Source organism: Kocuria coralli, from assembly GCF_008831305.1.
In the GTDB taxonomy this organism is placed as follows: domain Bacteria; phylum Actinomycetota; class Actinomycetes; order Actinomycetales; family Micrococcaceae; genus Kocuria; species Kocuria coralli.
The window spans coordinates 317,166-336,416 of sequence record NZ_ML708611.1; the positions used below are offsets into that span (position 1 = coordinate 317,166).

The window sequence follows — 19,251 nt, forward strand, 5'->3', positions numbered from 1 at the left end:
TGTAGTCACGCAGCGTGTGGCTTCCTTCACAGACGTAGAGATGAGGTCCGTCATGGGCGCACCACCGGTGGAACTGAAGAAGGGCCTCAAACAGAGGCACCTCACCATGATCGCGATGGGAGGCGTCATCGGCGCCGGCCTGTTCGTCGGTTCCGGCGCCGTGATCCAGAGCGTCGGTCCCGGTGCCTTCATGACCTACGCCGTCTCGGGCGTCCTCGTCATCATGATCATGCGCATGCTGGGTGAGATGGCAGTGGCGAACCCCTCCACGGGTTCCTTCGCCGACTACGCGCGCAACGCGATGGGGCCGTGGGCCGGCTTCTCCGCCGCCTGGCTCTACTGGTACTTCTGGGTGATCGTCGTCGGCTTCGAGGCCATCGCAGGCGCCGAGGCGATGCGCTACTGGTTCCCGGATGTACCGACCTGGGTGTTCGCCCTGGTCCTCATGGCCCTGATGACTGGTACCAACCTGTTCTCGGTCAAGTCCTTCGGCGAGTTCGAGTTCTGGTTCGCAGGCATCAGGATCGCGGCCATCATCGCCTTCATCGGCCTCGGGACCTTCTTCGTCCTCGGCCTCTGGCCCAACAAGGGGCTCGACTTCTCCAACCTGGTCGCCCACGACGGCTTCCTCCCCTTCGGCGGCGGGGCTGTCTTCTCCGGCGTGGTCGTGGTGATCTTCTCCATGGTGGGCGCCGAGATCGCGACCATCGCCGCGGCGGAATCCCCCGACCCCGGTAAGTCCATCGCCCGGGCGACGAACTCCATCATCCTGCGCATCGCGGTCTTCTTCGTCTTCTCGATCTTCCTGCTCGCCGTGATCCTGCCGTGGAACTCGGAGGGCCTGGCGGCCTCCCCGTACGTCTCGGCCTTCACGGCCATGGGCATTCCCTTCGCCGACCACATCATGAACGCCGTGGTCCTGACGGCGGTGCTGTCCTGCCTGAACTCCGGTCTCTATACGGCTTCCCGCATGCTGTTCGTGCTGTCCGCCCGTCGCGAGGCTCCTCTCTCCCTCATGAAGGTCGAGGGCAACGGCGTGCCCCGCAACGCGATCCTGTTCTCCAGCATCGTCGGCTTCCTGTGCGTCGTCGCCGCCGCCCTGTGGGAGGACACGGTGTTCCTGTTCCTGCTGAACTCCTCGGGCGCCGTGATCCTGTTCGTCTACCTGCTGATCGCGATCTCCCAGTTCATCCTCCGGCGCAGGACCGACCCCGCCAAGCTGACCGTCAAGATGTGGCTGTACCCGGGGCTCTCCGTTCTGGTCATCGTGGCCATCGCCGCCGTACTCCTCCAGATGGCGTTCAACCAGGGCACTCGCACTCAGCTGCTGCTCAGCCTGCTCTCCTGGGCGGTGCTGCTCGTCATCTTCTTCGTCACGCGCGGTATCCGTAACCGTGCGCCGGTTCCGGAAGGCGCCGAACCCCAGCCCACGGGGGAGGCGCAGCGCGTGCTGGTGCTCGCGAACGAGACCGTGGAAGGGAAGGAGCTCCTGGCCGAGCTGCAGCGGATCGACCGGGCGGGCAAGGCCGAGTACTTCATCTGCGTCCCCGCCAATCCGATCGACACCGGGCAGGCCATGCACTCCGGTGCGGTCTATATCTGGGAACGGACCGCGGAGGCGGCGCAAGAGCGCCTCGACCGCACTCTGGCGACCATGCGATCCGAGAACCTCGACGTCCAGGGAGGCCTGGGCGATTTCCGCCCGCTGCGAGCGCTCGACGAGGCTGTCGCCGAGTTCAAGCCCGACCAGGCCGTCATCAGCTCGCATCCCGAGGACAGCTCGACCTGGCTGCGCTACGACGTCGTCGACCGGGCGCGGGAGAAGCATCCCGACCTGCCGATTACCCACATCGTCGTCGACCGTTCGGATGAGGGCGATCTGGTGAACCAGGCTGGGTCAGCCCGATGACCATCCTCCTCGGGCTCGGCCCGAACGAACGAAGCGATGCGGCGATAGCACTCGGGGCAGTGCTGGCGCATACCTTCGCCTCGCCGCTGCTCGTCTCGGCGGTCACCCCCGTCCCGTGGCCGCCGGACCCCTACCAGGGAGACATCGAATACCTGAAGCTGCAGGAGGAGTCGGCCGAGGAGACGCTGGAACGGGCCAGGAGCCGTATCGGCGAGACCGTGGAAGCCGAGTACGCCGTCGAGACGGCGCCCTCGGTGGCGACGGGCATGGTGGCCGCCGCCGAACGGTGCGAGGCGACCCTCGTGGCCCTGGGCTCAGCGACCTCGGGGGTTCCCGGCCGGGTCTCGCTGGGCAGCGTCGCCGAACGGCTCCTGCACACCCTGGATGTGCCCGTGTGCATCGCGCCCAGCGGCTACAGCCCGCCGCCGGGCTCGGCCTTCTCACGCGTCACCGTTGGATTCGGAAGGGCCGACCACGACAGCAGGCTCTTGGCATCGGCGCTCGAATGGGCCCAGCGGCTCGACATCCCGCTGCGCGTGGTCTGCTTCGCGGTGCGCCCCGGCAACACCAAGGCCTACAGCATCGAATCGAGCGCGGACGACCTGGTCGTGGAGCAGTGGGTCGAGCCGCTCCGCCAACGTATCGGGGAGGCCATCGTCTCCGCTGGTGGCGATCCGACCGCGGTCGAGGTCGTCGTCGGCATCGGCACCAGCTGGGAGGAGGCGGTCGGCGCGGTTCCGTGGTCGCCGACGGAGCTGCTCGCCGTCGGCAGCACGCTCTCCCTGGCCAGGCGATTCCTCCTCGGATCCCACGCGGCGAAGATCGTGCGGCATTCACCGGTTCCCATCCTCACCGTCGCGCGCAGATGAGAGGGCGACCGGTACCGGTCCGCTGAATGAACGACTACCCCCTTGTGCCGGCACCTCCAGGTGCCGGCACAAGGGGGTAGTCCGTTGAAGGGCGCGGCCGATTCGCCGACCGCACCGGGGAAAGGCCCATCGTGTGAGTCCGCGCACGTTGGCGTAAGCTCGCGAAACCCTGAGTCAGCGCAACTCGGACAGGGTTCTAGAATGTCCGGGAACCCATGACCCAGAGCGCGGCTGCGAGAGATGCGGCTGCCAGGAGGACCCCGCCCGTGAGCAGCATCACCGTAAACGTCATCGACCGCGACGGCACCCGGACCCCGGACGTCGAATGGAACGATCACGAGTCCCTCATGGAGGCCCTGACCCGCAACAAGTTCCCGATCCTGGCGACGTGCGGCGGCAACGCCTCGTGCTCGACCTGCCACTGCTACCTGGGTTCGGCTGCGGAGACGGCGAACTCCAGCTCGCCCATCGAGGACGAGGAAGAGGATGTCCTGGACATGCTCGACGACACCCGTCACGACGACTCCCGTCTGACCTGCCAGGTGGAGTGGTCCGAGGAACTGAACGGCGCCGAAGTGACCATCGCACCGGAGTGGTGATCCCCCTATCGGATCCAGTTCGCCCGTCCGACCGGCGCCCGCGGTCCTGAGGGCTCATCCACTCACGCGAGACGTTCGCGAGATCTACCGAACGGAGCCTGTGCTTTGACCACCACGAGGACCGACGGCCATGTCCCTGCCCAGGCGTTGCTGCGTGCCGACCTGACGACGCGCGCGGCCTACGTCTCGGATGCCTCGATCTACCGCCGGGTCCCCGCGGCCGTCGCGGAACCGCGTTCCGTCGAGGAGATCCGCGACCTCCTGGCTCTGGCCCGCGAACGCGGCTGGCCGGTGGTCTCCCGGGGCGGGGGCACCTCGGTGGCGGGCAACGCCATCGGCGACGGCCTGGTCATCGACACCTCCCGGTATTTCAACCGGATCATCTCGATCGATCCTGACGCCGGGACCGCCGTGATCGAACCGGGAGTGGTCTGCGACCAGCTCCGGGACGCCGCGGGGGAATTCGGGCTGACCTATGGACCGGATCCGTCGACCCACAGCCGGTGCACGGTGGGTGGCATGGTGGCCAACAACGCGTGCGGCTCGCACTCGGTGGCGTGGGGCACCTCGGCGGAGAACCTGATCGCGGTCACGGTGATGCTGGCCGACGGCCGCGAGGTGGAGCTGACCGCAGGGGCCACCAGCGACGACGCACTGACCGCGACGCTGGCGGGGATCCGCAACGACCACCGGGCCATGCTGCGCACCGAACTGGGCCAGTTCCCCCGCCAGGTCTCCGGCTACGGGCTGCACTACCTCCTGGAGGAGAAGGGCTTCGACACCGCCAAGGCGTTCGCGGGAACCGAGGGCACCTGCGGTGTGATCACCCGCATGACCGTCAAGCTGGTACGCAAGCCGGCCCACACGGCGCTGGCCGTGCTGAGCTTCGACGACGCCTTCGACGCCGCCACGGCCGCCCCGGCTCTACGCGTCCGCGACGTCTCCACGATCGAGGGGATGGGCGGTGACCTCCTGGACGCCCTGCGCATGCGACCGGGCCAGGAGACCGCCGGTCAGGAGCTGCCCGAGGGCGGTGGCTGGCTGTACTGCGAGGTCGGCGGGCGGACCCTCGAGGAAGCCGAAGCCCGTGCGCTCGAACTGCGCGCGATCGTGGACTCGGCCGGCAAGGTCACGGTGCGCAACGCCGTCGTGGTCACCGAGCCCGGGGAGGTCAGGGCCCTGTGGCGCATCCGGGAGGCCAGCGCGGGCATCGTCACGCGCCTTCCCGACGGCGGCGAGGCCTGGCCCGGCTGGGAGGATTCGGCCGTGCCCCCCGAGCATCTCGGGGACTATCTGCGCGACCTCTACGGCCTGCTCGCCGAGCTGGACCTGCGAGGCATTCCCTTCGGTCACTTCGGCGAAGGGTGCGTGCACATCCGCATCTCCTTCGATTTCGCCACCGACGCCGGCGTGGAGGTCTACCGCACCTTCATCGAGCGCGCCGCGCGGCTGGTGCACCGCTACGGCGGATCGGTCTCCGGCGAGCACGGGGACGGACGCGCCCGTTCGGAGCTGCTCTCCACGATCTACTCACCCGAGGCCCTGCAGTCATTCCGTGAGTTCAAGCGGGCCTTCGATCCGGAGGGGGTGTTCAACCCCGGGGTGCTCGTGGACCCGGAACCGATCGACCGGGGTATCCGCCCCGGCCCGGGTGCGCGGCAGTTCGAGCTCAAGCCCGTGCACGCGTTCACCCACGACGGCGGGTCAGTCGCCGGCGCCCTCAACCGGTGCGTCGGCGTCGGCGCCTGCCGGTCGGACGTGGGCGCGATGTGCCCTTCGTTCGTGGCCACCGGTGACGAGGTGCACTCGACCCGGGGCAGGATGCGTTCCCTGGCGGAGATGCTGCGCGGGGATTTCCTGAAGGACGGCTGGAAGTCCAAGGAGACCCTCGAGGCCCTGGACCTGTGCCTGTCCTGCAAGGCCTGTGCCACGGAGTGCCCGGTCAACGTGGACATGGCCACCTACAAGTCCGAGTTCCTGCACCACCACTACGGTGAGGGGCTGCGCAGTTTCGTGGGCCGCAACCGCCGCCCCATGGCCCACGCCACCATGGGCTGGCTTCCGGTGCTGGCCCGCCTGATGAACCTGGTGCCCGGCATCCCGGCACTGGCCAATGCGTCGATGAGGATCAAGCCCCTCCAGAAGACGGTGATGAGGCTCGGCGGCGTGGAGACGCAGCGGGAGATGATCACCTTCGCCGACAAGCCGCTGACCTCCTGGTTCAAGGCGCGGGCGAAAACCTCCGGGCGGCAGGCCGGCGACGACGGCACCGGGCGGCCTTCGGTGGTGCTGTGGCCGGACTCCTGGACGAACTTCATGAGCGACGGCCCGGGCAAGGCGGCAGTCGAGGTCCTCGAGGCCATGGGGTATCGCGTCCTGATCCCGATGGGCGATGTCTGCTGCGGCATGACCTGGCACTCCACGGGGCAGCTCGATGCTCTCAAGCGGGAAGTGGCCCGCACCCTGGGCGTCATGGAGCCGCTGCTGGAGGCCGGTTACCCCGTGATCGGCCTGGAACCCTCCTGCACGGTCATGCTGCAGGACGAGATCACCGAGCTCCTGCCGGGCGATCCGCGGGCCAAGGCCCTGTCCGAGCGCACGGTCACCCTGGGCCGGTTCGTGGCCGATCACCTGGAGGCCGGCGGCGACTGGCCGTTCCGGCCGCTCGAGGTCGAGGGGCGTGCCGCGGAAGCCGTGTGCCAGGTCCACTGCCACCAGAAATCGATGCTGGGCTACGACCCCGAGCTCAAGGTCCTGGAGAAGCTGGGTGTGGACGTCGACATGGTCGGCGGCGGATGCTGCGGCCTCGCCGGGAACTTCGGGTTCGAGCCGGGGCACCTGGAGGTCTCCCGGACCCTGGGGGAACGGGAGCTGTTCCCCAAGATCCGCGCGGCCGCGGACGGGACGATCGTGCTCGCCGACGGCTTCTCCTGCCGCACCCAGATCGCCGAGGGCACGGATGCAGAGGGCATCACCCTGGCGGAGGTCCTGCGGGCGGCACTGCCGCCTGCCTCCTGAGGCGCCGCGACGGCACGCCGTACCCCGCCGAGCGGGCACCGCCGGGCACCGCCGGGCCCGGCGGGCGCGCCGGGGCAGCCCGAATCGTGACCTGCCGTCGCGGCCGCGTTGTCGGAGGCCGGCTCTAGGATGAGACCAGGCGCACATCCCGTGCGCCACGACTCATGCCGGTTCGCCCGGACCTGCCCCCACAGGAGCAATCATGATTCTCCGCAAGCGCCACGCAGTCCTCTCCACCCTCACCCTGGCCGCTGCTCTCGTCCTGGCAGGATGCGGCGGCGACGAGGGCTCCGCCCCGCCCGAGGAGACCAGCGCCACGTCCTCGGAGTCGGCGCAGCCCACGACCACGCGGTCTCCCAGCACGGAACCGACCGGGACGGAATCGGCGAGCACGGAACCAACGGCCGCCGATCCCACCGATACCGACACCGACTCCCCCGAGCCCGCCGAGAGCCCCTCGGGGACCGCTGATCCGGGTAATGCATCCGGCGACGATCCCGCGGCGATGCCGGAGGATCCCGCCGCTCCCGCGCCGGGAGGCGGGGCGGCATCCGTGGAGGCGTGCAGGGCCCACGACCTCACCGGTGCGGTGACTCCTCAGGAGGGCGCCGCCGGGGCCACGATCCTGAGCCTCACGCTGACCAACGACGGACAGCAGGCCTGCCATCTCTACGGGTACCCCGGGGTCTCCTTCGCCGACGAGTCCGGCGCCATGATCGGCCTGCCCGCGGAGCGCGCTGGCTCGGCGGGAACGCCGCTGACGGTGCTGCCGGGCGAATCCGCTTCGGCCTCTCTCAAGCAGAGCAACGCGGCGGACTACGGCCAGGTGTGCAACGCGCACACGTCCGCGGCGCTGGTGGTGTACCCGCCGGACAGCTACGACGCGCTCTCCATCCCCTACCAGACCCAGGCCTGCGGCAATCCCAAGATCGCCCAGCTGGAGATCCAGGGGTTCGGTGGCTGATCATCCCGCTGGCTCCGGCGCGCTGGAACGATTCTCGGAACCCACCAGACGGTGGTTCGAGGGAGCTTTCAGTGCGCCGACCGCCGCCCAGGAAGGCGCCTGGAACGCCGTCGCGGACGGCCGGCACACCCTGGTGGTCGCCCCCACCGGATCGGGCAAGACCCTCTCCGCCTTCCTCTGGGGCATCGACCGGCTCATGAACCGGGAGTCCCCCTCGGGGGGCACCAAGGTGCTCTACATCTCGCCGCTCAAGGCTCTCGGCGTGGATGTGGAGCGCAATCTCCGCTCGCCGCTGATCGGCATCACCCAGACGGCCAAGAACATGGGCCTCGAGCCACCGGAGCTCTCCACGGGCGTGCGCTCGGGCGACACCCCTCAGGCCATCCGGCGAGCGCTCGTCGCCTCCCCTCCGGACATCCTGATCACCACGCCGGAGTCCCTCTATCTGATGCTCACCTCCAGAGCCCGTACGGCCCTGGAGGAGGTGGAGACCATCGTCCTCGACGAGATCCACGCCGTGGCGGGAACCAAACGCGGCGCCCACCTGGCCCTCTCCCTGGAGCGGCTGGATGACCTGCTGCCCCGGCCCGCCCAGCGGATCGGACTGTCCGCCACGGTGGAGCCCGTGGAGACCGTGACCCGGTTCCTGGGCGGCCGCGAGCCCGTGACGGTGGTCCGCCCCCGGTCCGAGAAACGCTGGGACCTCACGGTCAGCGTGCCCGTCCCGGACATGACGGTGCTGGGCGGTCCGAGCGCCTCGTCGTCGCTGGACTCCTCCCCCTTCGGCGATGCCGCCGTGGAGGACGAGCCCGCCAACGTCGCCTCGATCTGGCCCCACGTCGAGGAACGGGTAGCGGACCTGGTGGAGGCGCACCGTTCGACCATCGTGTTCGCCAACTCCCGAGGCCTGGCCGAGAAGCTGACCGCGCGCCTCAACGAGATCCACGCCTTCCGCGTCGAGCACTCCGGGGACGCCCGGGCATCCGAGGACCGGAGCGGGCGGGCGGAGACCGTGGGCGCCGTCCTGGATTCCATGGGCCTGGATGCCATGAGCCGGGGTTCCGCGGGCGTCGATGACGCGCCCAGCCGGCAGACCGGGCGGTACGACGGCGCAGCGCCGGTCCTCGCCCGCGCCCACCACGGTTCGGTGTCCAAGGACCAGCGCACGCTGATCGAGGAGGATCTCAAGAGCGGTCAGCTGCGCTGCGTGGTGGCCACCAGCTCCCTGGAACTCGGCATCGACATGGGGCTGGTGGACCTGGTCGTCCAGATCGAGTCCCCGCCCTCGGCGGCCTCGGGCCTGCAGCGCGTGGGCCGGGCCGGGCATCAGGTGGGCGAGGTCTCGATCGGGAAGCTGTTCCCCAAGCACCGGGGGGATCTGCTCGATGCCGCGGTCACGGTCGAGCAGATGCTGGAGGGCAGGGTGGAGGCACTGCACATCCCGGCCAACCCGCTGGATGTCCTGGCCCAGCAGAGCGTGGCCGCCTGCGCCCTGGAGCCGATCGGGGTGGAGGACTGGTGGGACACTGTCCGCAGGTCGGCTCCCTTCCTGGGCCTGCCCCGCAGCGCGTTCGACGCCGTGCTCGACCTCGTCTCCGGCCGGTACCCCTCCGACGAGTTCGCCCAGCTGCGGCCTCGCGTGGTGTGGGACCGGGACGAGGGCACCCTGACGGCACGGCCCGGCGCCCAGCGGCTGGCCGTCACCTCCGGCGGCACGATCCCCGACCGGGGGCTCTTCCCCGTCCATATCGCCGGGCAGGCCGACGACAAAGCGCCGAAACGCGTGGGTGAGCTGGACGAGGAGATGGTCTACGAGTCCCGCACCGGCGACATCATCGCTCTGGGCGCCTCATCCTGGCGGATCGAGGAGATCACCCACGACCGGGTCACCGTGGTCCCGGCGCCGGGTCAGGCGGGCAAGCTCCCGTTCTGGCACGGCGACGGCCTGGGCCGCCCGGTGGAGCTGGGCCGGGCGCAGGGCGCGTTCCTGAGGGAGATCGCCGGCGCCGAACCCGCCGTCGTTGGAGACCGGCTGACCGCCGACGGCCTGGACGAGTGGGCCAGGGACAATCTCCAGACTTACGTGTCCGAGATGAAGGAGGACGTGGGCCACGTGCCCTCGGACCGCACTCTGATCATCGAGCGGTTCCCGGACGAGCTGGGCGACTGGCGGGTGGTGCTGCACTCCCCGTTCGGCCTGCAGGTCCACGCGCCGTGGGCGCTGGCCGTGGGGGCGCGGATCGAGGAGCGCTGGGGCCTCGACGGCGCTGCGCAGGCCTCCGACGACGGCATCGTGCTGCGCATCCCGTTGACCGACGAGGACCCGCCCGGGGCGGAGATCTTCCTGTTCGACGCCGATGAGCTCGAGCAGGTCGTGACCGAGCAGGTGGGCTCGTCGGCGCTGTTCGCCTCGCGTTTCCGCGAATGCGCGGCCCGCGCCCTGCTGCTGCCGCGGCGGGACCCCGGTCGTCGCACGCCGTTGTGGCAGCAGCGCCAGAGGTCGGCCCAGCTGCTGGACGTGGCCAGGCGCTACCCGCAGTTCCCGATCGTCCTGGAGACCGTCCGGGAATGTCTGCAGGACGTCTACGACCTCCCGGCCCTCCAGGAACTGCACCGGGAGATCTCCCGGCGGACCATCCGGGTGGTGGAGACCACCCGGGAGGGCCCCTCGGCCTTCGCCAGAACGCTGCTGTTCGGTTACCTGGGGCAGTTCATCTACGAGGGCGATTCCCCGCTGGCCGAACGCAAGGCGGCCATCCTCTCCCTGGACACGGACCTGCTGGCGGAGCTGCTGGGCCGCGCGCAACTGCGCGAGCTGCTGGACGCCCATGTCATCTCACGCACCGAGGCGGAGCTGCAGTACCTGGCTCCCGCACGGCGGCTGCGAGGACGCGAAGGACTCGCGGATCTGCTGCGTCTCCTGGGGCCGCTGACGGTCGAGGAGGCGGCGCTGCGGCTGCGGGACCCGGATGCGCCCGAGGCCGGTGCACCCGGTGACGTGCCCGGTGAGGCTCCGTCCGCCGAGTCCGGTCCGGAACTCGGCGTCGATGCCGGCATCGGTCCCAGTGCCGACCCCAGTGCCGATCCCGGCGTCGTCGAGCGGTGGGCCGACGACCTGGTCCGGGACAACCGCGCCTTTCCCGTGCGGCTGGCGGGGGAGCAGAAACTGGCCGCGGTGGAGGACGCCGCCCGGTTGCGGGACGCGCTCGGGGCCCCCGTTCCCCACGGCGTCCCGGTCGCGTTCCTGGACCCGGTCGCGGACCCCCTCGGGGATCTGGTGGGCAGGTACGCCCGGACCCACGGCCCGTTCACGGTCGCCGAGGCGGCCGCGGGCACGGGACTGGGCGTCGCCGTCGTGCGTGCCACCCTGGAGCACCTGGCCACCGAGCGGCGGGTCCTCGAGGGCGAGTTCCGTCCGGCCGGGACAGCGATGCCGGCCGCCGGCGAGCACGGCGAGGACGGCGAGCACGGCACGACCGCGGCACCGGCCGCCGAATGGTGCGAGAAGGAGGTGCTGCACCGGATCCGCCGCCGTTCCCTGGCCGCCCTGCGGGAACAGGTGGAACCGGTCCCCCCGGAGGTCTACGCCCGGTTCCTCCCTTCCTGGCAGTACGTGGGCCGCGAGGCCCGGCTACGCGGAGCCGACGGGCTGCTCACGGTGATCGACCAGCTGGGAGGCCTGGCCCTGCCGGCCTCCGCACTCGAGCCCCTGATCCTCAGGGCGAGGATCGACGACTACTCCCCCGACCTGCTCGACGAGCAGCTGGCCGCCGGTGAGGTGCTCTGGTCGGGATCCGGATCGCTCAGCGGCGACGACGGGTGGCTGGCGCTGCACCTGGCGGAGTCTCAGGAACTCACGCTGCCGCCCCTGGCCGAGCTCAAGGCGAAGGCCGCCGCGGTAACGGATGCCCTGCAGTCCGCGATCCTGGAGATCCTGGCCGACGGCGCCGCACGCTTCAGCCATCAGCTGGTGACCGCCCTGGCCGACCGGGGCCACCCCGCCGACATCCCCCGCGTGACCACCGCCCTGTGGGAGCTCGTATGGGCCGGGCTGATCACCAACGACACCTTCGCCCCCGTCCGCGCGCTCGTGACCGGAGGGGGCGGAGCGCACAAGCAGAAGCCCCGTGCCCCGGTGACCCGCTCGGCGGGACGGCGCGGCGCGGCACGGCTGCGCCCCCGTCAGCCGGCCACGGCTGCGGGAGGGCCGCGGTCCTCGGTGGCCCTGCAGTCCTCGGGCCGCTGGTCGCTGCTGGTTCCCGACTCCCTGGACGCCACGATGCGCGCCAGCGCCGGGGCGGAGCTGCTGCTGGATCGCTACGGCGTGCTGACCCGCGGAGCGGTCGAGGCCGAGGATCTCCCCGGGGGCTTCTCGGGGATCTACCGGGTGCTGACCGCCATCGAGGACGCCGGTCAGACCCGGCGCGGGTATTTCATCGAGGGGCTGGGCGCGGCACAGTTCGCGCAATCCTCCACGGTCGACCGGCTGCGAGGTTTCGCCGACGACGAGCAGGCACGCACCAAGCCGCGCGAACCCCAGGTCCTGGCCCTCGCGGCCACGGATCCCGCCAGCCCCTGGGGCGCCACGCTGTCCTGGCCACCCGTGATCACGACCGAGAACGGCACGGGGCATCGTCCCGGACGCAAGGCGGGTGCCGTGGTGGTCTCCGTGGACGGCTCCCCCGTCCTCTACTTCGAGCGAGGAGGGCGCACGGTCCTGGTCTTCGACGACGATCCCGCGAGGATCCGCATGTGCGCCCCGGCCGTTGTGGATCTCGTGCATGCGGGGGCCGCGGAGAAGCTGACCGTGGAGAAGGTCAACGGCCACGGTGTCCTGGGCTCCGGGCCTCTGGAGAGCACGGTGCGCGACGCGCTCGTGACCGCAGGGTTCTCGACGACGCCGAAGGGATTGCGGATGCGCCGCGGTGTCTGAGGCGCTGCCACAACGGCACTGCCTGAGCGACGCTGCCACAACGGCGCCGCCTCAGCGCCCGTGGACGCCCAGAGCCCGTTGCAAAGGCGCCTCAGCGATCTCCTCGACCAGCCAGGGGCTGAACACCCGAGGGATACCTCGTGCCGCGGTCAGCAGATCCGCCGGCTCCACCCACGTGGTCTCGGCGATCTCGGAGGGCTGGACGCGCAGTGCCGATGCGGCGCGGGCGGTCCACACCGGGCAGAACTCGTTCTCCACGATGCCCGACGCATCCACCGCGCGGTACGAGAAATCCGGCAGGACCTCGGTCAGATCACCGATCTCCAGGCCGAGTTCCTGTCGTGCCCGTCGGGCCACGGCCTCTCGGGGGTCCTCGCCCGGACCGGGATGCCCGCAGAAGGAGTTGGTCCAGACCCCCGGCCAGGTCTTCTTGCTCAGGGCCCGGCGGGTGAGCAGGACCCGGCCGTCGTCGTCGAGAACCCAGCAGGAGAAGGCGAAGTGCAGCGGCGTGTTCTCCGTGTGCACCGTCGCCTTCGGCGCGGTTCCGATGGGCCGGTATTGCGCGTCCAGGAGGATGACCTCCTCGACCGTGGACGATCGTGCGCTGGTCGGTCGTGCGCTGGTCGGCTCAGGCATCGGCTCCCTCATGGCTCCCGGAGTGCGTCCAGCACGCTGTCGATGTACCGGCTGGTTCCAGGATGCCCGAGCGCGGCCCCTCCCCGCACGTTGAACACGGATAAGGACATGGTGGAGGGGCATTGATGCACTTTTCCGTGTTCGAAGTGTGAAAATCGAGAGGTGCCCCGCCGTCGACGCCCCGTTTCCCCTCTCCTCGCCCGCGATGGCGTGGACGCGGTCAGGGTCCGGCTTCCGGAGACCGGCGAATCCGTCCGGTCCTACCTGATGCGCCGTTTTCCGCGGTCGGCGGGAGAGGCCGCGGAGCTGTTCCGCGGCGACGGCGTCGTCTACGACGACGGCGCCCCGGCGCTGCCCGCCGACCCCTGCCGTGGCGGCGCCATCTGGTACCACCGACCGCTCCCCGACGAGCCGGAGCTCCCCCACGATCTCCCCGTGCTCTACGAGGATCCATGGCTGCTGGTGGTCGACAAGCCTCACGGGCTGCCCACTACTCCGCGCGGCCGCTTCGTGGCGCAGACCGCGCTCACGATCCTGCGGCACCGCCGGGAGGAGCAGGACCTCGCACCGGCCCATCGCCTGGACCGGGACACGGCGGGAACCCTGCTCCTGACCCGCGATCCGGCCGTTCGGGGTGCGGTGCAACGGCAGTTCCAGGCGCGCAGGACCACCAAGACCTACGAGGCCGTCGTCGCCCTCCCCTCGCCCGAGACGCTGCAGCGGCTGCCGCCCAGCCGGGAGAGCCGCATCGAGAAGACCCGCGGTCGCCTGCAGGCCGGGGAAATCGACGGGCCGGTCAACGCGGTGACCCGTATCGAGCCGCTGGAGCCCCGGCCCTGGACCGACGCCGACGGCCTCTGGGGCGCGCTTCGCCTGACGCCCCTCACGGGGCAGACCCATCAGCTGCGCGTCCATCTCGACGCGCTGGGAGTGCCGATCCGGTGGGATCCGCTCTACCCGGTGGCCCGCGAAAGGGACCCCGGCGATCTGTCCCGACCGCTCCAGCTGCTGGCCAGGAGCCTGGGGATACGCCATCCGGTGACCGGGGAGCCGCTCGAGTTCACCAGCGGGCGGACGCTGGCTACGCTGTGGGAGCCGCACCGTCCGTCCACCTGACCCGCCGAGGAGTCCCATGAGCCACCACCTTGCCGAATCCGTCGTTCCCGGTGCCGCCGGGGACCGTCGCGAGCGGGCGGCACTCGCTGCGCGCTCGGTGGAGACCCTCTTCGGTGAACGGGTGTTCGGCATGCCCGGGACCTGGTTGGGCGCCGTGGCGTTCCCGCACCCCAGCCGGCGCTCCACCACGTGGCACTACTGGTGGCAGGCGCACCTGATGGACGCCCTCATAGATGCCGCCTACCGCGAGTCCGCCACCGGGCAGGACCCCGGGCCGACCCGCAAGCTCGCCCATCAGCTGCTGCGCGGGATCACCGTGCGGAACGGCGGCCAGGTCACCCTGAACAACTACTACGACGACATGGCCTGGCTGATGCTCGCCGTCGGACGCCTGCGGGATCTGGACGAGTCCGCGGGCCGGGTTCCCCGCGGGGTGGCGGCGACGGGCGCGCAACTGCTCAGGAGCCTGCGCGCCGCGCACACCCAGGACCTGGACGGCGGCGTGTTCTGGACCCGCGAGCGCACGTACAAGAACACCGCCACCACGGGACCGGCGGCGCTGATCGCCGCGCGCACCCACGCGCGGGAGGAATCGGCCGCCCTGCTGAACTGGCTGCGGGGCAATCTGTGGAACTCGCAGCGGCAGGTCTTCCACGACGGCCTCAAGATCGTCCCGGCCGGTGACGGCGAACCCGGCACCACGCTGGACAGCTCCGTCTACACCTATAATTCCGGGCCGGCGCTGGGCGCCGCCGTCGAACTCGCCGAGTCCTCCGACGGCGGCGAGGCGAGGGAATGGGCCGGGTTCGCAGCGGAGATCGTGGAGGGGGCGGACGCCGAGTTCGGCCGGGCCGTGGATGGACGGCGCGTGCTGCGCACCCACGGCGCCGGGGACGCGGGGCTCTTCACGGGCATTCTCGCCCGGTATCTGGCGCTGGCCGCACGATCCGAAGCGCTCGACTCCGAGACCCGGCAGGCGGCCCGGCGGCTGGTCGTCGATACCGCCGACGCCCTGTGGGAGGGACGCCGGGAGTTCGACCCGGACCTGGACTTCAACGACCCCGAGGCGCAGCCGGAGCCCGCCCGTGTCCTGGCGATCTTCTCCCCGGACCCTTTGGTGCACGCCGACATCTCCCAGCCGGTGGGCAGGAGCCTGGAACTGGGCCACCAGATCCAGGCCTGGACCGCCCTGGAGGCGGCTGCGGGACTCTCCCCGCGCGTATGAGCCTCCGGGCCAGCCCGTGCGCTCACCGCTGAACGCCGAGCGCCGCCTCCCGCCCGCTGCGTGAATGAGGTAGAAAACACCTATGAGTTCCGTTCGCACCCCGGACCCCACCCCAGGCTGGCTCAACGAGGATGACCTCCGCGAGGCCCGGCGTCGTCTGCCGATGGTCTATATCCAGGCCGTACCGGTGCAGCTGGATCCGCTGGGATGCGTGACCGACGTGGGGCTGCTGCTCCAGCCCAACGCCAACGGGACGCTGGAACGCGCCCTGGTCTCCGGCAGGGTGCTCTACCGGGAGACCATCCGGGCCGCGCTGCTGCGTCACCTGGAGAAGGATCTGGGGCCACTGGCCATGCCGCAGCTACCGCCGTCGACCGTCCCGTTCTCCGTGACGGAGTACTTCCCCCATCCCTCGGAGACCGGTTTCACGGACGACCGCCAGCACGCCGTGGCCCTGAACTACGTGGTGGCGGTGCGCGGCGATTTCTCCCCGCGGGCCGACGCCCTGCAGCTGTCCTGGCTCACGCCGGAGGAGGCGCTCAGCCCCGATGTCCAGGCGGAGTTCGCCGGCGGGCGCGGGCGTCTGGTCGAGCAGGCCCTGGCCCACGTGGGCTGGGGCCGATGAGCGCGAGCGCTGACATCGGTGCCGTCGATCACGTCACGGACCCGGCAGATCAGGGGGTCCGGCAGTGGGAGTCCGCGCGCGGCGCCTTCGGTTTCACCGTCGACCGGCGGCTGAGCGAGACCTCCCCGCAGCCCAGCGGCGACGACGGCCCCTGGCTGGGCCGCACGGGCACCATCACCACCCCTCACGGTGAGATCCAGACCCCGGCGTTCATCCCCGTGGCCACGGCGGCCACCGTCAAGGCCGTGCTGCCGGAGGCCATGAAGGACCTGGGGGCCCAGGCGCTGCTGGCCAACGCCTACCACCTCTACCTGCGCCCCGGGCACGACCTCCTGGACGAGGCCGGCGGCCTGGGCCGGTTCATGAACTGGGACGGCCCCACCTTCACGGATTCCGGAGGTTTCCAGGTGATGTCCCTGGGGTCCGGGTTCAAGAAGGTCATCGACATGTCCACCGCGGGCTCGTCGGGCCAGGTCGGCGACGACGACGTCGCTGCCGGCAAGCAGCGCCTGGCCGCCGTGGACAACGACGGTGTCACGTTCACCTCCCATCTCAACGGCGACCGGCACCGGTTCACCCCCGAGATCTCCATGCAGGTCCAGCACGGGATCGGGGCGGACATCATGTTCGCCTTCGACGAGCTGACCACCCTGCACAACTCCCGCGGGTATCAGGAGCAGGCGCTGGAGCGCACGCGGCTGTGGGCGATCCGCTGCATCGCCGAGCATCAGAGGCTCACGGCGGCGCGGTCCCACCGGCCCTATCAGGCGCTGTTCGGGGTGATCCAGGGGGCGCAGTACGAGGACCTGCGCCGCAAGGCCTGCCAGGACCTCGGCGCCATGGAGTTCGACGGTTTCGGTATCGGCGGTGCCCTGGAGAAGGAGAACCTGGGCACGATCGTGGGCTGGTGCTCGGAGGAACTGCCCGAGGACAAGCCCCGTCACCTGCTGGGCATCTCGGAGCCCAACGACATCTTCGTGGCGCTGGAGGCCGGCGCCGATACCTTCGACTGCGTCTCCCCCACGCGCGTGGCGCGCACCGGGGCGGCCTATCATCCGCGGGGCAGGTTCAATATCACGGGGGCCCGGTTCAAGCGGGACTTCACCCCGCTCGACGAGGACTGCGACTGCTACACCTGCGCCCACTACACCCGCGCCTACGTCCATCACCTCTTCAAGGCGAAGGAACGCCTGGCGGCCACACTGACCTCGATCCACAACGAGCGGTTCACGGTGCGCCTGGTGGACCGCGCCCGCCAGGCCATGAACGACGGCTCATACATCGAATACCGGAACCGGACCATGAGCACCTACTACGGCGGTAATCACCCGTAAGCTCGATCCATGTCCGCACTCGATGCCGTACCCGCTGACCAGACCTGGACGCTGACCCGCGATCTGCCCCATGGCGCGGACGCGGTGTTCCGCGCCTTCATCGATGCCACGGCCCTGGCCCAGTGGTACGGCCCGGCAGGATGGTCGGTGGACCCCGCGAGCATCGATCTGGACGCCGTCCCCGGAGGCGCGCGATCCTTCCGGATGACCTTCGACGAGGATCCCGGGCAGACGGCGCCGATCCACGGGCGTCACGCGGGGATGATGCAGGACCGGCTGCTGGAGATCCACGAGTTCATCCCGGATCATGAGGGCCAGCCGAGTCAGCACGTAGTGATCCTGCGATGCGAGCTGGACCCGATAGCCAGCCCGGACGACTCTGTGACCTCTCACGGGGCCCACACTACCCGGGTCACCCTGACCCAGGGCCCCCTCCCGGAGACCGTGCACGACCACGCACGCGCGGCGTGGTCCAGTTCCCTGGATCGGCTGGCGCAGTACCTGGTAGCGGAGCCGGGCGCATGACCAGGCAGTACCTCACCGACTCGGTCTCCGTGATCCGGGCGGACAACCCCGGCGCGATGACGCTCGACGGCACGAACACCTGGATCCTGCAGGCACCGCGCCACGGGGCGAGCGGAGGCGGGGGCGGCGCCGTCGTCGTGGACCCGGGACCTGATCTGGAAGAGCACCTGGACGAGCTGGTCGCGGCGGGGCCGATCGAACTCGTGCTGATCACGCACCGCCATGGGGATCACACGGAGGCTATCGCCGCGCTGTACGAACGCACGGACGCGCCGGTACGGGCTCATCTGGAGGAGCACTGCCGGGACGGGGAACCATTGCACGGCGGTGAGGTGCTCACCGCCGGGGGCCTGCAGATCCAGGTGATCCATACGCCGGGGCACACATCCGATTCGCTGAGTTTTGTAATTACAGAGGATTTCGACCCTGACTCCGCAGGCCGGCCCAAAACGATGGTGCTCACCGGAGACACCGTCCTGGGCCGGGGCACCACGATGATCGATCACCCCGACGGCACCCTGGCCGAATACCTGGACACCCTCGATCGCCTCGAAGCACTGGCGGAAGGCCCGGGGCCCACGATCGGGCTACCGGGGCACGGGGAACCTCTGGCAGACCTGACCGAGACGTGCCGGATGCTCCGGGAGCATCGGCTGTCACGGATAGACCAGGTCCGGGAAGCCCAGCGTGATCTGGGTGCCGGAGCCACGGTCGAGCAGCTGACAGATCACATCTACGCCGATGTCCCGGAAGGTGCGCGCCGTGCGGCGATGCGTTCGATCGAGGCACAGGTGGCGTACTTGGCGCTGTAGAGCGGTTCGAGACCTTGCATGCTCTCTGCGGGATCTCTGCCTGAGTCAGGACAAAGAGACAGGTCGCTCCGGTTCTTAGCTCCCGCCCGTGCCGTTCGGTGTGCTGAGCAAGTGAAATTTCCTTTTGTGAATTGTTTCCGGGGGTCTGTTCTGGGTTGTTTTCGGGCTTGTGTTGTCTGACCCTCGTGGGAGGCTGGGAGCATGAACGGGGCAGGTCAGAAGGGGTTCGGGCCCTTCGAAGACGCTGAGGGGAACGAGGTTCCCGCCACCAGCGTTGGCGCTGGGAACACCGGCGGGAACGGGGTTCCTTCCGGTCTGGGGCAGGGCCCCATCGCCGGTTCCCTCGGCGGTGTCGAAGGTGATGGGCGAAACAACGACGCCGACGCCCCTACGCCCGGCACTGCTGGTACTGCCCCTACCCAGGAGCCCCTGGAGCTGTCGTTCCTCGATGGGGAGACCGCCCGGCAGCTGGTGGCCGGTATTCAGGCGGCCGCGCGGGTGGAGGCCGCCGCCAGGGGCCAGCTGCTGCGGTTGACCGCAGACCTGTACGAGGCGGCGTTGGCGCGCCGGGGTGAGACCCTGCCCGATCGCCTAGCTACCGCCGGGCCGGGGGCCTCGGCCGCGGCTGTGGCGTATGGGTCGGTGGATGTGGTGGTTGGTGATGTGGCCGCAGAAATCGCGGTGGC

General features: G+C 70.1%; 14 protein-coding genes. 13 read left to right on the plus strand and 1 reads right to left on the minus strand.

Annotated features, from left to right (window positions below; translation table 11 throughout):
* The first annotated feature begins 52 nt into the window (after positions 1 to 52).
* The 6 genes from FCK90_RS03210 (at position 53) to FCK90_RS03235 (ending at position 12,292) form a co-directional block, all read left to right on the plus strand.
* Entirely contained in the window at positions 53 to 1,909 is a 1,857-nt protein-coding gene (locus tag FCK90_RS03210) for an amino acid permease (RefSeq protein ID WP_158032842.1), read from the plus strand.
* A complete protein-coding gene (locus FCK90_RS03215; protein ID WP_158032843.1) occupies positions 1,906 to 2,778 on the plus strand; it encodes a universal stress protein in 873 nt (290 codons plus the stop codon). The genes FCK90_RS03210 and FCK90_RS03215 overlap by 4 nt, the downstream gene beginning before the upstream one ends.
* Before the next feature lie 266 nt (positions 2,779 to 3,044).
* Entirely contained in the window at positions 3,045 to 3,377 is a 333-nt protein-coding gene (locus FCK90_RS03220) for a 2Fe-2S iron-sulfur cluster-binding protein (RefSeq protein WP_158032844.1), read from the plus strand.
* Between the two features lie 105 nt (positions 3,378 to 3,482).
* On the plus strand, positions 3,483 to 6,395 hold the full coding sequence (locus FCK90_RS03225; RefSeq protein WP_158032845.1) for an FAD-binding and (Fe-S)-binding domain-containing protein: 2,913 nt from the start codon (positions 3,483 to 3,485) through the stop codon (positions 6,393 to 6,395).
* A gap of 202 nt (positions 6,396 to 6,597) precedes the next feature.
* Positions 6,598 to 7,359 carry a DUF4232 domain-containing protein gene (locus tag FCK90_RS03230; RefSeq protein WP_158032846.1) on the plus strand — a complete coding sequence of 254 codons (762 nt, stop codon included), beginning with the start codon at positions 6,598 to 6,600 and terminating at the stop codon, positions 7,357 to 7,359.
* Positions 7,352 to 12,292 (plus strand): Lhr family helicase, encoded by a 4,941-nt coding sequence (locus FCK90_RS03235; RefSeq protein WP_158032847.1) that lies wholly within the window; start codon positions 7,352 to 7,354, stop codon positions 12,290 to 12,292. The genes FCK90_RS03230 and FCK90_RS03235 overlap by 8 nt, the downstream gene beginning before the upstream one ends.
* Before the next feature lie 51 nt (positions 12,293 to 12,343).
* Here FCK90_RS03235 and idi read toward each other — a convergent pair whose 3' ends face one another.
* Positions 12,344 to 12,928, minus strand: coding sequence for an isopentenyl-diphosphate Delta-isomerase (idi, locus tag FCK90_RS03240; protein WP_158032848.1), 585 nt, complete (start codon positions 12,926 to 12,928; stop codon positions 12,344 to 12,346).
* Positions 12,929 to 13,090: 162 nt separating this feature from the next.
* Between idi and FCK90_RS03245 the strand changes: the two genes are divergently transcribed.
* The 7 genes from FCK90_RS03245 to FCK90_RS03275 form a co-directional block, all read left to right on the plus strand.
* Complete coding sequence (locus FCK90_RS03245) at positions 13,091 to 14,044, plus strand: pseudouridine synthase (RefSeq protein WP_246179939.1); 954 nt, start codon at positions 13,091 to 13,093, stop codon at positions 14,042 to 14,044.
* 16 nt (positions 14,045 to 14,060) lie between these two features.
* The gene (locus FCK90_RS03250) at positions 14,061 to 15,269 is read left to right on the plus strand and encodes a glycoside hydrolase family 76 protein (RefSeq protein WP_158032849.1); all 1,209 of its coding nucleotides are present in this window, start codon (positions 14,061 to 14,063) and stop codon (positions 15,267 to 15,269) included.
* A gap of 82 nt (positions 15,270 to 15,351) precedes the next feature.
* On the plus strand, positions 15,352 to 15,894 hold the full coding sequence (locus FCK90_RS03255) for an NUDIX hydrolase family protein (protein ID WP_158032850.1): 543 nt from the start codon (positions 15,352 to 15,354) through the stop codon (positions 15,892 to 15,894).
* On the plus strand, positions 15,891 to 17,228 hold the full coding sequence (gene tgt / locus FCK90_RS03260; protein WP_158032851.1) for a tRNA guanosine(34) transglycosylase Tgt: 1,338 nt from the start codon (positions 15,891 to 15,893) through the stop codon (positions 17,226 to 17,228). The genes FCK90_RS03255 and tgt overlap by 4 nt, the downstream gene beginning before the upstream one ends.
* A gap of 9 nt (positions 17,229 to 17,237) precedes the next feature.
* Positions 17,238 to 17,753: an SRPBCC family protein gene (locus FCK90_RS03265; RefSeq protein ID WP_158032852.1), complete on the plus strand. Its 516-nt coding sequence runs from the start codon at positions 17,238 to 17,240 to the stop codon at positions 17,751 to 17,753.
* Positions 17,750 to 18,565: an MBL fold metallo-hydrolase gene (locus tag FCK90_RS03270; RefSeq protein ID WP_158032853.1), complete on the plus strand. Its 816-nt coding sequence runs from the start codon at positions 17,750 to 17,752 to the stop codon at positions 18,563 to 18,565. The genes FCK90_RS03265 and FCK90_RS03270 overlap by 4 nt, the downstream gene beginning before the upstream one ends.
* A gap of 201 nt (positions 18,566 to 18,766) precedes the next feature.
* On the plus strand, positions 18,767 to 19,251 hold a 485-nt coding region (locus tag FCK90_RS03275; RefSeq protein WP_220433255.1), incomplete at its 3' end, for a hypothetical protein.

Coding starts and splice junctions, on each gene's coding strand:
- idi (WP_158032848.1), bottom strand. CDS start 12,928: ATGCCTGAGCCGACCAGCGCACGACCGACCAGCGCACGATCGTCCACG.
- FCK90_RS03230 (WP_158032846.1), top strand. CDS start 6,598: ATGATTCTCCGCAAGCGCCACGCAGTCCTCTCCACCCTCACCCTGGCC.
- tgt (WP_158032851.1), top strand. CDS start 15,891: ATGAGCGCGAGCGCTGACATCGGTGCCGTCGATCACGTCACGGACCCG.
- FCK90_RS03215 (WP_158032843.1), top strand. CDS start 1,906: ATGACCATCCTCCTCGGGCTCGGCCCGAACGAACGAAGCGATGCGGCG.
- FCK90_RS03255 (WP_158032850.1), top strand. CDS start 15,352: ATGAGTTCCGTTCGCACCCCGGACCCCACCCCAGGCTGGCTCAACGAG.
- FCK90_RS03265 (WP_158032852.1), top strand. CDS start 17,238: ATGTCCGCACTCGATGCCGTACCCGCTGACCAGACCTGGACGCTGACC.
- FCK90_RS03270 (WP_158032853.1), top strand. CDS start 17,750: ATGACCAGGCAGTACCTCACCGACTCGGTCTCCGTGATCCGGGCGGAC.
- FCK90_RS03250 (WP_158032849.1), top strand. CDS start 14,061: ATGAGCCACCACCTTGCCGAATCCGTCGTTCCCGGTGCCGCCGGGGAC.
- FCK90_RS03210 (WP_158032842.1), top strand. CDS start 53: ATGGGCGCACCACCGGTGGAACTGAAGAAGGGCCTCAAACAGAGGCAC.